Below are 14,603 nucleotides of genomic sequence, written 5' to 3'. Positions count from 1 at the left end.
CTCTCCTTCTTCATTCGGCTGTTGATGACAGGATCTCCAACACCTGTCGTGCCTAAACGCCACCTTCTGCTTTAGGTCTTAAAAAGCTCCTGACCCTCCTCCGCCGCCACCCGTTCCACCGCCCCCGCTGCTTGAACTGCTTGGTGCGTTGAAAGATACGTTAGAAGAAGCCTGATTGAATGATCCCGACAAGAATACAGGATTGTAGACTAAGCTGCCTCCAATGCCGTTATCTGCATACTGATTTTGGTTGAGGCGTTTTTGAATACTTGCAAACTCTTCATAATAGGATTCAAGCTCAGGATGTTTTATACCGACTCCATAGACGAGGACGCGAAACCTATCATCGGTGGATAGCGCTTCCCATTTTTCCGTGTTCATATCATTCATCCAATTCTCTACTTGCATCCATTCCATAAGCATGAGAATACCTGCAAAGTTGTGAGGACTATAGAATAAAATGAATACCAGGGTATACAAGGCGAGGATAATCGCCGTGAACATCAGAATATACAGATCATACGCGCCGAAAAAGATAGCGAGTGTAACGCCTGCCAAGCCTAGTAGGGCGAGGATCCAACGTAGCCTTGCGCTCGATTCTTTCAAGTCATATTGCTTCATTTCATGCTTCAGTAATTGCTGCCACATCGTAAACGAATTTTGGAATGTATCATAATTTTTCTCGTCTTTCGTGTAAGCTTTCAACTGTGACAATGTGAAACGCTCATTACTGCCCACTTGAAAGAACAAAAGCTGAATCAGTTGTTGCTCATGATCATGGTCCACGTTGGCGTCCACTAACTCAAACTTTTCGTCTGACAATTGACGCACATAGCCTTTGCGGACCAAATCTAATAGCGCCGCTGACATTAATTCGACAGTTGCCGCGCCTTTTTTGAAGAATAGAGTGGCTGGCAAGCTCATGTCATAAGCAGGAACGAAAAAGCCATGGGAACTGATTTGCGCTTGAGCGTCCTTAACATATCTGTTTTTTCTAGATCTGACCACCGCACTGATCAATACGACAATTAGAAGCCCCGCTCCTAACGTGATGCCTCCAAATGTCTTTGTCCGTTCTCTGTTGGCAGCGTATTTTGCTCGTTCGATTTCCTGAAGCTTTCGATCTGCTTCGACATCCGGCCGGATTTTTCCATCCATCGCCTTCATCCCTGGAAATAAAGAAGGTTCGTAGACGACACGAATATCACCGTTTTCTCCCGAGTCCACTTCACCGAGAGCAAATACCACACTGCCGTCTTCTTGAAGAGATCCCTTGTTTTCCGCGCTATGATAGCCCAGAAAACTTGCATTATTTGCACGGTCAGGAGGCGTAACGTTGATCGTCATGTTGCCGTAGTCTGTTTCATTGCGGTCATCGAAGAACGGCCAGTAAAATTCCGCCCCATCTTCGTATTTTTTCATTCCATCTTTAATTTGGTAGCGCAATTCAAAGTCAATCGTTTCTTTCTTCCCTTTACGGTGGGCTCGATATTCATCATTCTTTTTCTCGACTTTTAGTCTATTGCCATTTTCATAGGCTTCAAACTGTACGATAGAAGCGCCGGTTATCGGTTTGATTTCACGGATGATTCCGTTAAATTTCGAATCGAATTCATAGGTGTGTTGCTCATTTACCAGCACAGTGCCGTCCGGTTGCAATTGGGCGTTGATTTGCACATTCGGTATTGTAAAGTCGACTGCTCCTGCTGGCGCGGGGAATAGAATGAATGTGAGCAAAGCAACAAGTAGAAGTTTCCATTTCATTAAAATCACCTCTTACCATTTGTATACGGTAAGAGGTGCGAGTAGGTTTCATAGATTGCCTATAGCTTCATCATTCGATAAAAATAATACCCAATCGAAATGAACAAGACAGCCAATATGCCGATGAAAATGGGCATGTTCAGGGAATCGGTTCGTTCCAATGCGATGTCAGTCAATTGCCACATGATGAACACCATCAAAAGCGTGGACATGTTTTTCGTGACATTCATAAAAATCATGCCGTAGCGGTACTGTATTTCAACATTATCAGGGCGCAAATTAATGTAGTTATACAAATGCGGGTATTTTTCCAAAACCCACAGACCGACCCACAAAAAGATGGCAATAGCTGGCAAGATGAATAGCTCGAATTTAGAACCCCATCGATCCACTTCTCCATTTGCGCCGAAATGGGCCGGAATTTGGTCGGGCAGGCGATTCCAATGCAAAAGTAAATAGACTAGACACGCTGCGAATAACGCGACAGTCAGCACATCGAAGGCCTTCGCAAAACCTGGTTTCGGTATGTTCAATTTCGGTTTTTCTGTCTCCACACCGTCACCTCCCTCGCTTATGACTCCGGATTGCTCGTCATTTCAAAGACATCGAATACATCCTGATGAATATTCAATGACATAATTTTGCCGTTTTTCTCATAGAAATGAATCGTTCCTCTGCGCTCATCGACCAGCTCTGTCCAGCCCCATTCTTCAATAGTTTCCAGATAATGAGCGGGTGGATTGCCATCCTGATCGCCTATTCCCTGCAACTTGTATTTCGCTGCTTTTGAAATTTCATCGGTACAATCTTCCGGCTTCACTTCATAGGCATTTTTCGGTACAGGAAAACCCTGATTTATGACCGCCATCCGATAACCGTCTTCTTGACTGTAGACATTGGAGCAACCCGCAACGATTAGCACACCCGTTGAGAACAGTAACGCAAGCAACTGTTTCATCTAATTTACCTCCCGTTTCACAACTTGTTACCACAAGCGTACTAGGAAATATTGTCATTGTCATCCGACGGTTTTGTGACGGTTCCATCTAACGAATCACTTCAATTTCTGCACAATAACGACTTTCAGGTAATTGAACTCAGGATAGTCACGCGGGGTACGGAAATCCTTCGGTAATGAAGACTCTTCCAGTACTTTATAGCGCATATTCGTCTCTTTAAATGCTTGGTCAATGAAGCCTTTGAATTTTTTCATGCTGAAGCTCGCATTGTTCGTGGATGCTACGATGATGCCATTCTTCTCCATTACCGCGATCGCTTCCTTCATGAGCATCGGATAGTCCTTCGCTGTACTGAACGTATACTTCTTTGATCGAGCAAAGCTAGGCGGATCAAGCACGACGAGACCGAACTTCATGTCATGACGCTTGGCATAACGAAAATAGTCGAAGACATCCATCACTTTGATGTCCTGTTGTTCATAATCGATACCGTTGACGCTGAACTGTTCAATCGTTTTTGCGACACTTCGCTTAGCCAAATCCACACTCGTCGTTTTGGTCGCACCGCCTAAAGCCGCTGCCACTGAAAAAGCACCAGTATATGAGAAAGTATTCAATACTTCCCGACCTTCCGCATACTCATCACGAATCGCTTCCCTGACATCTCGCTGATCAAGGAAAATCCCAGTCATCGCACCGTCATTTAAGTCAATTGCAAACTGCATGCCATTCTCCTTGATAATAATCGGAAAATCACCTGGTGTTCCCTTAACAAAATCATCCTGCTCCACATACTGACCTTTCGAATCAAAGCGCTTCTTCTCATAAACCGCCTTGTATTCCGCTCGTTTGTCGAGCACATTGTAAACGTGGTGACGAAACGCGTAAATTCCTTCGCTATACCAGCTGACCATATAGTAGCCATCAAAATAATCGATCGTCAGCCCGCCGATACCATCGCCTTCTCCATTGAATAAACGAAACGCAGTAGTGTCGGGATCTTCCATATACGATACACGACGTTCAAATGCTGTAGTCATTTTTTTGTCAAAGAAATCAAAATCGATCTCTTCATTTTCATTATCCGTCAGCACCCAGCCGATACCTTTATTTTGCTTACCATAATAACCCTTCGCCAAAAATTTATGATAACGGTCCGTCAATCGCAGCAAACTGCCTTCCTCCGCATGAACTTCACTCGTCATCACAGCATCTTTCAAAATCAACGGATAACCCTTCTTTAAAGCCACTGTCCCTTGTGCATTTAACTGTATTTCAACTAATTTACTCATATCTTCATCCTTAGAATGTATTTTCCTTATTATCGCATGGATGAAGCAAAAGTGAAAGGTGGCGCATAGAGGCGACAGGCATAAGACGGACTGGACTTGAGACGCTTTTTGTCTTATGACCAGGCTGACTCATGACCCGAGACCCTGGATGAAGCAAAAGTGAAAGGTGGCGTGTGGCTGTGACAGGCGTTTCTCATCCACTCAATCAATAGAAGCACGCGGACGAACCAAAACACTCTCAAACCGCACCAAAGTGCTGCCTAACCGAACCAATCTGTTGACGCTCCGCACCAAAGTCTTGTCGTAACGAGCCAATTCTCTTCTCAAACACTCCAAACTGACTGCGAACCGCACATTTCCACCACTATGAAAGCTTTGACTTATGCTCCAACATCCTACCACCTACAATAGATGTTAAAAAACAATTCCACTATTTCTCAGTCTCAATTGCAATCCAAATACAACAAAGGATACACTTATAGAGATCAACCAGACGAACAGGAGGAATTCCCATGAATATTATCCCTCTCGGCATTTGGGGCGGATACCCAAAAGCAAATAGCGCCACATCTTCCTTTCTTCTCGAGCATGATGATTTTCATTGCTTGGTAGATTGCGGCAGCGGCGTGTTGGCCTCACTTCAGAACTACATAGCGCTTGACCAGCTTGATGCAGTAGTCATCAGCCATTATCATGCCGATCACATCGCGGATATCGGCAGTTTGCAGTACAGTCGTTTAATTCAGTATTATTTAGGACACCCGTCTCCCGCCTTGCCGATTTACGGACATGCTAAAGACGAAGAACAATTTGCCAAGCTAACGTATAAAGAGCAAACGCACGGCATTGAAATTTCGGAGGAGCATTCCGTACAAATCGGACCTTTTACTGTTTCATTTTGTCCAACCGTTCATCCAGTGTATTGCCTCGCAATGAAATTTACTGTTGCAGACAAGTCCGTAGTTTTTACGGCAGATACAGAATGGGCAGATCAACTCGTCTCATTCGCAAAAAATACCGATCTGCTGATTAGCGAAGCCAATCTATATGAAGAGCATATCGGCAAATCGCCGGGCCATCTAGCCGGCAGTCAGGCAGGAAAACTCGCGAGTGAAGCAAACGCCGGACAACTTGTACTCACTCATTTGCCGCATCACGGTGACCTGCAGGATATTTTACAAGCAGCTCAAACTACATTCGCCGGGATAGCAGAAATTGCGGAAGTCGGAAAATTTTATAGCCTATGACGTAAAAAACGACCTTGCACAGCGCAAAGGTCGTTTTCTCTCTTATAAAAACACAATCACCGCTAAAATAATAGCTAAGACGATTCGATAAATCGCGAACGGTACCAATTTAATTCGGGAAATTAGTTTCAGGAAGAAACGGATCGAGATGAGCGAGAAGATGAATGCGCTCAAAAATCCAACAACATAAAACCAAATATGATCCATCGACATATACTCCCAGTTTTTCAGCACCGACACTAAACTTGCACCTGCCATGATCGGCACCGCCATGATGAACGTGAAATCTGCCGCAGTCCGGTGATTCATCCCGAATAAAACGCCTCCGGAAATCGTCGCGCCTGAACGTGAAAACCCTGGCCATAACGAAAGACATTGAACGAGTCCGACAGTGAATGCCTGTTTGTATGTAATTTGATCCAACGTCTGTACGCGCGGGTATTTTGGTCCGAACCGATCCGCCGCAATCATTAACAACGCACCCGCCACTAAAGCAATAATGACCGTTTCGACTCCGAATAAATAATCATCAATCAAGTCCTTGAATGCAAACCCAAGAATAACAGCCGGCAACATCCCGACAATGACATGAAGCAAGTTGAAACGTTCACTCATCTTGACGCCGTTCTCCACATTGTACAAACCTACAAGACTAAATAATCGTTTCCAAAACACGACGACAACAGCCAAAATCGAACCAAGCTGAATAACGATCTTAAATGTAATCGCCGGGTATTTCCCCAAAAACTCTTCCGTCTTCAGCCACATATCATCGACAATGATAAGATGGCCTGTCGAGGAGACCGGTGCAAACTCCGTCATTCCTTCTACAAATCCTAAAATTAACGCTTTAATTAAATCGAATAATTCCATTTGACTCTCTTTCCGTGAAGGCCGCCCTTCACCTATTCTATTTTCTATTAAATATAACACTACCATGACGCCTGAATCAGTGGATAAGTTTCATTCAATTAATTATCCACATGTGAATACTTTTCTTCTTTAATCTGTCCAAATGTAGTTATACACATTAACTGGTGGATAGATTGTGGAAAAGTTCGTAATTTCTGATTACTCCGCTTATCCTTCGATGGTTATCCACATCTCACTTGATTCATTCATATGCTTCCCTGCTCAAAACTAGTACGAATCAATCTACTAATTTCTTCTGAAACGCATAAATGACCGCTTGTGTACGGTCTTGGACTTCGAGCTTTGATAGAATATTGCTGACATGCGTCTTGACTGTTTTCAGTGCAATGAACAATTCATCGGCGATTTCCTGATTGGATTTGCCCTTCGCCAGCAATAATAAAACTTCCAGCTCGCGATCTGTCAACTCCTCGTGCAATTCGTGAGTTTGACCGCTGCGCATCTTGTTCATCATCTTAGATGTCACTTCCGGTTCCAACACAGTTTGCCCTTGCATCGTTTCCCGAATTGCATCCGCCACACGTTTTGCATTGGACGTCTTCAATATATAGCTGACAGCCCCTGCTTCGAGGGCCGGATACAATTTATCATCGTCAAGAAAGCTCGTGACGATAATCACTTTTGCTTCCGGCCACTTCGCAATGATGGCGGCAGTTGCTTCGGCTCCGTTCATCACAGGCATGACCATATCCATCAAAATGATATCCGGACGCAACTCCAGTGCCTTTACCACTGCCTCTTGACCATTTTCGGCTTCCCCGATCACTTCTATGTCAGGCTGCATTTGCAAGTAGGTCGATACTCCGATGCGCACCATTTCATGATCATCCACTAGCAATACTCGAATCATCCGCCATCTCCCCTTTCTGAATTGGCAATTTCACTTCCACAATCGTTCCTTGAGACGGCACTGAAACGATCTTGCAGCTGCCACCGATTTCAATTGCTCGCTCTTGGACATTTTGTAGTCCATACGAACCGCCCTTTCCATCGTCTTGCTTAAATCCGACCCCGTTATCCTGCACACGTAAAATGGCCAGATGATCTCGTTCAATCAACAACACTTCTACTTCCGTCGCCTTCGCATGTCTCAGCGTGTTCGACAGGGTTTCCTGTGCAATGCGGAATAAATGATCCTCTGCTCCTTTTGAGAGCTCGATATCTTCCAAACGGTGGCGAATATCAAACGTCACTTTTTCCTTCAATTCATGTAATAATTCTTCCAAACCTTTTGCAAGCGTCTGATTATGCAAGGCAGCCGGGCGTAAATGCAGCAGTAAAGCACGCATTTCGAGCTGGGCCTGCTGTACAATTTTCTCTACTTGCAACAACGGTTTTTCAATTTGTGAGCCTTCTTCCGCTTGCTCCGTAATGGCGGACAGTAACATAGAAGCAGCAAATAACTGCTGAGAGACCGAATCATGAAGCTCTCTCGCCAGCCGTTGCCGCTCCTCTACAATTCGTTCTTGAATGATCTTATCCTGCGCCTCGACCCGTTCATCCGTAATGCGCCGCAAGCTGTTGCGCTGTGCATCAAGAACGTCATACAATTGCCCAATTGAATGATTCGTTTGTTTGTTCATCTTTTTCGAAGGAACGAACTCCTGCTTCGAATAAAGATTCTCCAGCTTCTTCGTGATGAAATTCTCTTTCGCGCGGCTATTGGAAGTCATCCACCCCGCAATGACTAAACTGACCACGAAAATGGTCAGCAGCAGCCACGCAACTAACGGCATATCCGCCGCTTCTGTCGTGAGCAGCAACTCTCCATACTCCTCCAACGACAAATTGATGAATACATAGAAAAAAACAGCGACGAGTCCGCTAAAAAGCAGTGTCAGGGAAATTGTACGTCCTATTATTGCTTTCATTTCCTGCGCACCTCCACATCGCCAATCCATGTAAATAGGGAAATAATCAGCTCTGGATCATTCGGCTGTTTCGTTTCATAACCATCCTTTACTTGCAACGCTTCATTCAGCAAACGCTTCGGTGCTTGCCCGAGTACACATGCCTCGCCGTAAAGAGTGGCGTAATGGATACGCACCGGGATATCATACGGCAGCTCAATCGTTATTTTACCGACACTTTGACGGATGGAAATGAAAGAAGCTCCTTTCGGCAACACCGTATCCGTCACATCGACATGAATATTCCCGAAGAATCCTTGCATATGCACATCTTCCCACTCATACGTCGAAAACGGAGTGGATTGGACAGAAAATAAGCGATTTTTCCATAAACTATCCGACGCGCCGTCCCTTGGCGTGCGAAGTGACCCGAAAATTTCATTAGAAGGCGTGCCTTTCCACATCTTCCACAGCACATACAGCACGACACCCAGAATTAACATTCGCAAACTCCACAATGTCAATAATGCGATTGCTATAAAAAATAGACCGGTGATCGCTGTCCACTTTTCTCTTTTTCTATAACCATAGTAGATAAATCCTCCACCGAGAAGGAGGAAGATGAAGTTACCGTTTGAAAAGAACACTGCTTCCACGAACACAAGCGCCAGAAAACCGAGCACGAATATCGCAACTTTATTGGAGCTTTCGCTATTCATTTCATTCTCCCCCTTCTCGATGGAGGAAGCCCAATGCTTCCTCCTCTAGTTTACACAATTTCCTGCGATTTTGCGTTGTTTTTTTCTAATGAATCCAAACGCTGTTCCATTGAAGAAGCAGACTGTGTCGTACGTGTCGTTCCTCCAAGATTTTCAATATACGTATGCAAATCATCAAGCGATGAAAATATATTTTCTGGCGTAACAAAACGATTCATCTTCTCATCTGCCCGCTTCACATTCTCTTTGCCCATTAATTGCAACTGACGAACACGCATATCTTTTACTCGATGCTTCATCTCTTCGAACTTTCTCTCTAATGAAAGCAGTTCTTGCGTCGCCTCCTGAATACTTGCAGACAACCGTGCCACACGTCCTTCATACGCTTCAACTTCAGATTTTGCGAATGAAATCAGTTCCTCTTCACCCGTCGCTTCTGCCAATTCCAGCTGACGGCGACGCTTCATTGCCATCAAATCCGCATCTTGCCGCTCACTTTCCAGTTCTTCTTTTAAACGACCTTGCCGTTCGAGCAGCTTACCGATTTCTGCTGTTTGCTGTTGTGCTTCCAAAAAGTATTGATTCAATTGTTCAAGCGGGTTTTCTTTCCCATTCTTTTTTTCCATCAAACTATTCAAATCTTCCTGTACTGTATATTTTAGACGATGCCAGAATGCGTTCATTGTCCATCTCTCCTTTACTTAGTAAGTTCATTCCATTGACGTTCAAAGTTTTTAAACGGATCATCCGATTCAGTGATAATGTCCGGATTCTTATCCCGTTCATTCCACTTCCGCCACACATAATACATCCCGATCAACGCGATGATTCCAATGAATGCCGGTATATTCGAAACCGAGCTGATCAAACTGCAAACCAACACGATCATCCAAAACACTTTTGCAAACGTCGATTGACTCTTTCTCCAGTAATGAAAACTGAAAAAAGCAATCACCCCTGATATGGCAAGCGCGATCATTGGTCCGAGATTCGCTACCAACGTTATGCCTGCTATGATGCCGAGCACCACTAGTCCAAATTTTTTCATGTTTACGTCCTCCCTTCATTTGTAACTCTAGTTTATAATGAATTTCTCATCTCACCGAGGGTCCCATAGCGGATTTCTTGCTCAGCCTTAAGGCTGAGGGAGAGGTAAGACCTGATTTGATAGCGTAGAAGATCGGTTCGGCGCGGTTCACTCATCCATTTTCATTTTTCCGCACAAAAAAACAGTCAGAACATTCTCTGACTGTCTGCATTCATCGGCTTGCTCGTACTAATCCATCAATTAATCCGGCGTGAATTCCTTCGTGCCATGTATTAAATTGGATGACATCATCAACTGTTTTCATCGTCAGCAGATCACCGAGAGAGATTGGTGTCTCGAGCACATGACCCAATTTGCTCTCTCCTACTTGTGAAATCCGTTTTCCTTGTTCTTTCAACGCCGTGATTAATTCATCGGCAGACGGCGGAGTGCCTTGCCAAGTCGATGGGCTGCTGCCTGTAGCAAAAAACGGAAACCACGCGGAATGGCTCGGTTCATATGCATTCAATGCCTGACTTAAAAAGTGCTCGGCAGATACATAGATGTGCCCCGCATTCCAGCGAATCGTATTGGAAAACCCGGCAGGAAGAGTGTCCCATGCACCCTCATTTGCTTTCTTCAGCAAACCTAATGTGTATCCTCTTGCTAGACTTGCTTGTTGAATTGCTCCCATTTCATCCACCCTTTCACTTTTCTCTATTATATCAATTTAAAAACAGCCGCGCATGTCAGCGGGCTGATGTTAAGACTGATCGTTCGTTTTGTTGATTGTTTTATGTTCGTTCCATTGATTATGCGCTTCATGGTTATATTTTCGGTTAAATTCTTCCTGATCACCAAAAGGAAATTGTTCGCCCGGCTTCAGGTCATGATAATTTTGGCTCGGCGATTTATTTTGACTGTACGCGGATGGTTGATGTTTACCTGTATCGTCTTGTGCATTTTCTCGGAATACCGCAGTGGAATCTGAATCGGCTGGATCTGCTAACGGAAGTTCGTCTGTAGCTGACACCCTCTTGCCATTATGAATTTCATCTTTTACTTTCGGCTCTAAATCTTTCTTGTTAGGATATTTACCGTCAACGATTGTCATATTACCATTCCTCCCTTTCATGCCATCTGTGCATTCGATATAGAGACTGCACATCCTACATATACCCCTATTCGTCAAAAACTAAACTTTCTCCTTCACTAAACTAAAAATTCAGAGAAAAACAGGAATTTCCGCCTGTCTTTCCCTGAATCCATTTACCCAGCCGCAATTTCAACCGTCACCTTGAATAAATCACCGTCGACTTCGACATCCATCTTGCCGCCATGTAACTCGACAATCGATTGGGCGATTGCCAACCCAAGACCTGAACCTTCCGTCTGTCTTGATTCATCGCCACGCTTGAATCGTTCGAATAATTCATCGGTGTTGTCGCCAATTTCATATTTCGCAATATTTTTCACCGTAATTCGTGCTTGGGTGCCGACTTTTTGAAGATTCACATACACTCTCGTTCCCGGCAGTGAATATTTCAGCGCATTGATAAGCAAATTGTCTAGCACGCGCCACCATTTCTGCCCATCGACCATAACGAAGATCGGCACTTCCGGCAACGTAATCCGAACATCCAAATTCGATTCCGCAAAGTCTTCCGCATGCTCTGCCAACGCCTGATGCATCAACTGATTCAAGTCCACGTGCTGCTTTGTTATCTCCAAATTACCGCTTGCCATCTTCGATACTTCGAACAAATCCTCGATCAGCGTTTTCAACCGCTGTGATTTCTGATCCAAAATCGCAACATACTTCGCCCGCTCCTCAGCAGATAACGTTTCATCCTTCAACAAATCTGTATACGTAATAATAGAAGTCAGCGGTGTCCGCAAATCGTGGCTGACATTCGTGATCAGTTCCGTTTTCAAACGTTCACTCTTCGCCTGTTCATTGATGGAAACCCGCACACCTTCACGCAAATTGTTCAAATTCGCCGCATGTTTTGCCAGCGGAGACCTTCCTTTGACCGGAATCGCTTCTGTGTAATATCCTGCCGCCATCGCATCTGTTGCAGATAAAATTCGGTTTAAATACGCCCCTCTGCTGGCGAATAAAAACAATACAGGAAGACCAAGAAAGAAGACACACGCCACATAAATCAGGAAAGTAAATCCACCCAAAAAGAGTCCGACAAAACCGACACCTGCTAAAAAGAATCCAATTAGCAAAATGAATAGCTGGATGCCAACCGTCCGATTACTGAACATCCCGACTACGTTTTGTAGAAAACTAGCTGTATAACTTTCACGCCACGCCTGTTCAGCATAGCCCGGCTGACGCAATTGCTCAATTAAATGGACTACTTGGAATGCTAGAAGTGCTGTAAATAATACACCGAATAACAGAAAACTTACAATCATATTACCGGCTGTCCCGAGTGTAAAGTAAGTGAACTGATTCAAGCTACGATAGATTTCAGATTGGATATAGGTACCGAGCACAAGTACAGTGAGCAGCAAAATAGCAGCTTTGAAGTCTATCCGCAAGCGAGCATAGACAGGAGTAAACCGTGAGAACAGCACCCACTCTCGTCGGAATCGCACCACAGTCAACAAAGCGACCAGCGCCAGAATGCCAACTACCCAAAACGCATACATGCTGTATTTCCCACGTGTAAAAGCTTGGCTTTCTTCATACAAGCCGCCTGACGCTAACGCCTCTTTTGGAACAATTACGGTACCTTCGAAAAATTGAGGTTTATTACTGATACTATTAAAATCGTCATGTGAAATGTTCACAGCAGCATCGCCTTCGTACCAGGAGAAACCATTATTATTGACATCATCCATGAATGATTCTGCTTTTAAATAGCCGTTCGCTTCATTAAACTTCTTTTTATAGGCAGCCGCTGCACCTATATTGCCTTTTTTGAAACGCTCTCCTGTATCGATATTCACAAGATCATAGGATATCGGTAGATTATTTGTACGCCTATTTCTCTTTTCTTCCTCATACAGCGCCAATTGCCGAGCTTTCTGTTTGAGAATTTTATCTTCTACATGCTCATCGCTTTCAAAGTTCTGCTGGATGTCCTCTAGCTTTGTATCCCGCTCTTTCACTAAAGCCAGCAATAACGTCTCATTATTTTCTGCCTTCGCATTCGCAATTCGTTCGGCGTATTGCTCTTGAATATTACTCAATTGCTCCGACAGTGTTCCGTACAAATTGCGATACTCTTCAATTTCCTCCTTAGTAACAGGAATCTCTTGCGATGCTTTTTCAAGGTCTATCGGATTCAGCACAGTAGCACTTAAGTTTTCATATGTCCGTTCCATCTGCCAAGAAAAGTTCTCTTGGTCGATAACCGACTTCCCCACCAGTTGCTGCGCATAATGAAAAATGGACGGTAATGAGATCAGGACAAGCGTAACGAGCGCCGACCAAATGCCTAACTGTATTTTTCTATTCATTGGATCGTTCCTCCTCTTACAATTCGTCCGAAGTAATCGACAGCCACTCCTAGGCGTTCCCATCCATTTACGAAGAAATCAACCGCAAATGACGCACAATAGACTAAACTGATGACTGCGAGGGCAATGGCAACGAGTGACAAGCCTACTCCACTTTTATTTTTCGATCTTGTATCCAACGCCCCACACCACCTTCACATACCGAGGATTTTTCGGATCCGCTTCTATTTTCTCCCGGATTTTCCGGATATGCACCGCGACGATATTTTCCGCGTTATACGCTTCTTCGTTCCACACACGCTCGTAAATTTCATTAATTGAAAACACGCGTCCTGGGTGCTTCATTAACAGCTCCGTAATCTTATATTCGATCGGTGTGAGCCGAACCGGTGTCCCATCCACCGACAGCTCCTTCGCCTCTTCATTCAGGACGAGTCCGTCGACTTCAATCATTTTTTGCACATCATATGTCCCAAGTTGCACATAACGCCTAAGTTGTGACTTTACACGCGCCATTAGTTCAAGCGGATGAAACGGCTTCGTGACATAGTCATCGGCACCGACTGACAAACCATGAATTTTATCGGAGTCCTCCGCCTTCGCACTCAACATGATGATCGGGATATTCCGCGCTTCCCGAATCTTGAACGTCGCCGTAATGCCATCCATATTCGGCATCATAATATCTAAAATAAGTAAATGCACTTCATTAGAGGCGAGCAGCTCTAGCGCCTGGCGACCATCCTCCGCTTTTAGCACATTATAGCCCTCATTTTTCAAATAAATTTCAATACCTTCTCGAATTTCCTTATCATCATCGGCAACCAACACTGTAAATTCCGCCACTTCCTTCACCCCATCTCACTAATAACTCAATTCTACCACCCAACTCTTAACAAAGAAGCAGGATAAATATGAAGAAAATCTTAAGGTTTCCATAAGTAGAATATACAGCTACTCATTAATCTGTTTTAACGGTCCTAAATCCCTCAGTCCACTCATAGCCATCGTATAATCCCTATAGAAAAGACCACACTTCTATAATGGAGGTGAACGACAATGCCGAATAAAGATAAGCGTAAACAAAACGACAAGATGAGGGAAGAGTACGGCTATGGTTATGACCTGAGTCCGGATGACCTTGATGTGATTGGACAAAATGACGCAGCAAAGAAAAACAATGCCAATTCTCAAAAGGATAAGAAGCGCCTACAGACAGGTGACGATTACACTACCAACCCATAAACCTTGGACAAGCACCCATTGCTTTATTAATGGGTGTTTGTCATTTACATAAGCAGCAGAAGGAAAATCAACACACTATGTGGAATAGTA

At 44.2% G+C, this 14,603-nt stretch carries 17 protein-coding genes; 2 read left to right on the top strand and 15 right to left on the bottom strand.

Features of this window, described 5'->3' with window-relative positions; translation table 11 throughout:
• Positions 1-78 precede the first annotated feature (78 nt).
• The 4 genes from H7J92_RS15345 to H7J92_RS15330 all read right to left on the bottom strand — a co-directional run bounded on the left by H7J92_RS15345 (position 79) and on the right by H7J92_RS15330 (position 4,015).
• Entirely contained in the window at positions 79-1,764 is a 1,686-nt protein-coding gene (locus tag H7J92_RS15345) for a DUF2207 domain-containing protein (RefSeq protein ID WP_221837756.1), read from the bottom strand.
• Between the two features lie 59 nt (positions 1,765-1,823).
• A complete protein-coding gene (locus tag H7J92_RS15340; protein WP_221837753.1) occupies positions 1,824-2,318 on the bottom strand; it encodes a DUF1648 domain-containing protein in 495 nt (164 codons plus the stop codon).
• 17 nt (positions 2,319-2,335) lie between these two features.
• On the bottom strand, positions 2,336-2,722 hold the full coding sequence (locus H7J92_RS15335) for a hypothetical protein (protein WP_078817574.1): 387 nt from the start codon (positions 2,720-2,722) through the stop codon (positions 2,336-2,338).
• 96 nt (positions 2,723-2,818) lie between these two features.
• Positions 2,819-4,015, bottom strand: coding sequence for a class I SAM-dependent rRNA methyltransferase (locus H7J92_RS15330; protein WP_221837751.1), 1,197 nt, complete (start codon positions 4,013-4,015; stop codon positions 2,819-2,821).
• A 512-nt stretch (positions 4,016-4,527) separates the two neighbouring features.
• Here H7J92_RS15330 and H7J92_RS15325 point away from each other — a divergent pair.
• Positions 4,528-5,262, top strand: a complete 735-nt coding sequence (locus H7J92_RS15325) for an MBL fold metallo-hydrolase (protein WP_009766497.1) — start codon at positions 4,528-4,530, stop codon at positions 5,260-5,262.
• 42 nt (positions 5,263-5,304) lie between these two features.
• Here H7J92_RS15325 and H7J92_RS15320 read toward each other — a convergent pair whose 3' ends face one another.
• The 11 genes from H7J92_RS15320 to H7J92_RS15270 form a co-directional block, all read right to left on the bottom strand.
• A complete protein-coding gene (locus H7J92_RS15320) occupies positions 5,305-6,135 on the bottom strand; it encodes an undecaprenyl-diphosphate phosphatase (RefSeq protein ID WP_221837780.1) in 831 nt (276 codons plus the stop codon).
• Positions 6,136-6,412: 277 nt separating this feature from the next.
• Entirely contained in the window at positions 6,413-7,045 is a 633-nt protein-coding gene (locus tag H7J92_RS15315) for a response regulator transcription factor (RefSeq protein ID WP_221837747.1), read from the bottom strand.
• A complete protein-coding gene (locus H7J92_RS15310; protein WP_221837746.1) occupies positions 7,020-8,066 on the bottom strand; it encodes a sensor histidine kinase in 1,047 nt (348 codons plus the stop codon). Before H7J92_RS15310 ends, H7J92_RS15315 begins: the two co-directional genes overlap by 26 nt.
• On the bottom strand, positions 8,063-8,764 hold the full coding sequence (liaF, locus tag H7J92_RS15305; protein ID WP_078817577.1) for a cell wall-active antibiotics response protein LiaF: 702 nt from the start codon (positions 8,762-8,764) through the stop codon (positions 8,063-8,065). Before liaF ends, H7J92_RS15310 begins: the two co-directional genes overlap by 4 nt.
• A 50-nt stretch (positions 8,765-8,814) precedes the next feature.
• Complete coding sequence (locus tag H7J92_RS15300; RefSeq protein ID WP_221837743.1) at positions 8,815-9,447, bottom strand: PspA/IM30 family protein; 633 nt, start codon at positions 9,445-9,447, stop codon at positions 8,815-8,817.
• Positions 9,448-9,461: 14 nt separating this feature from the next.
• Complete coding sequence (locus H7J92_RS15295) at positions 9,462-9,812, bottom strand: lmo0954 family membrane protein (RefSeq protein ID WP_221837740.1); 351 nt, start codon at positions 9,810-9,812, stop codon at positions 9,462-9,464.
• Positions 9,813-10,023: 211 nt separating this feature from the next.
• Entirely contained in the window at positions 10,024-10,485 is a 462-nt protein-coding gene (locus H7J92_RS15290; protein ID WP_221837738.1) for a DinB family protein, read from the bottom strand.
• A 69-nt stretch (positions 10,486-10,554) separates the two neighbouring features.
• A complete protein-coding gene (locus H7J92_RS15285) occupies positions 10,555-10,905 on the bottom strand; it encodes a hypothetical protein (RefSeq protein ID WP_078817581.1) in 351 nt (116 codons plus the stop codon).
• 155 nt (positions 10,906-11,060) lie between these two features.
• Positions 11,061-13,268 carry a sensor histidine kinase gene (locus tag H7J92_RS15280; protein ID WP_221837736.1) on the bottom strand — a complete coding sequence of 736 codons (2,208 nt, stop codon included), beginning with the start codon at positions 13,266-13,268 and terminating at the stop codon, positions 11,061-11,063.
• Positions 13,265-13,447: a hypothetical protein gene (locus tag H7J92_RS15275; RefSeq protein WP_176132534.1), complete on the bottom strand. Its 183-nt coding sequence runs from the start codon at positions 13,445-13,447 to the stop codon at positions 13,265-13,267. The genes H7J92_RS15280 and H7J92_RS15275 overlap by 4 nt, the downstream gene beginning before the upstream one ends.
• Positions 13,425-14,114 (bottom strand): response regulator transcription factor, encoded by a 690-nt coding sequence (locus H7J92_RS15270; protein ID WP_078817583.1) that lies wholly within the window; start codon positions 14,112-14,114, stop codon positions 13,425-13,427. Before H7J92_RS15270 ends, H7J92_RS15275 begins: the two co-directional genes overlap by 23 nt.
• 213 nt (positions 14,115-14,327) lie before the next feature.
• On the opposite strand from H7J92_RS15270, the gene H7J92_RS15265 reads away from it, so the two are divergent.
• Positions 14,328-14,513, top strand: coding sequence for a hypothetical protein (locus H7J92_RS15265; protein ID WP_221837734.1), 186 nt, complete (start codon positions 14,328-14,330; stop codon positions 14,511-14,513).
• Positions 14,514-14,603: the final 90 nt, after the last annotated feature.

It is taken from the genome of Sporosarcina aquimarina (assembly GCF_019748715.1).
GTDB lineage: Bacteria > Bacillota > Bacilli > Bacillales_A > Planococcaceae > Sporosarcina > Sporosarcina newyorkensis.
This window is presented reverse-complemented; position numbering and strand designations above follow the sequence as displayed.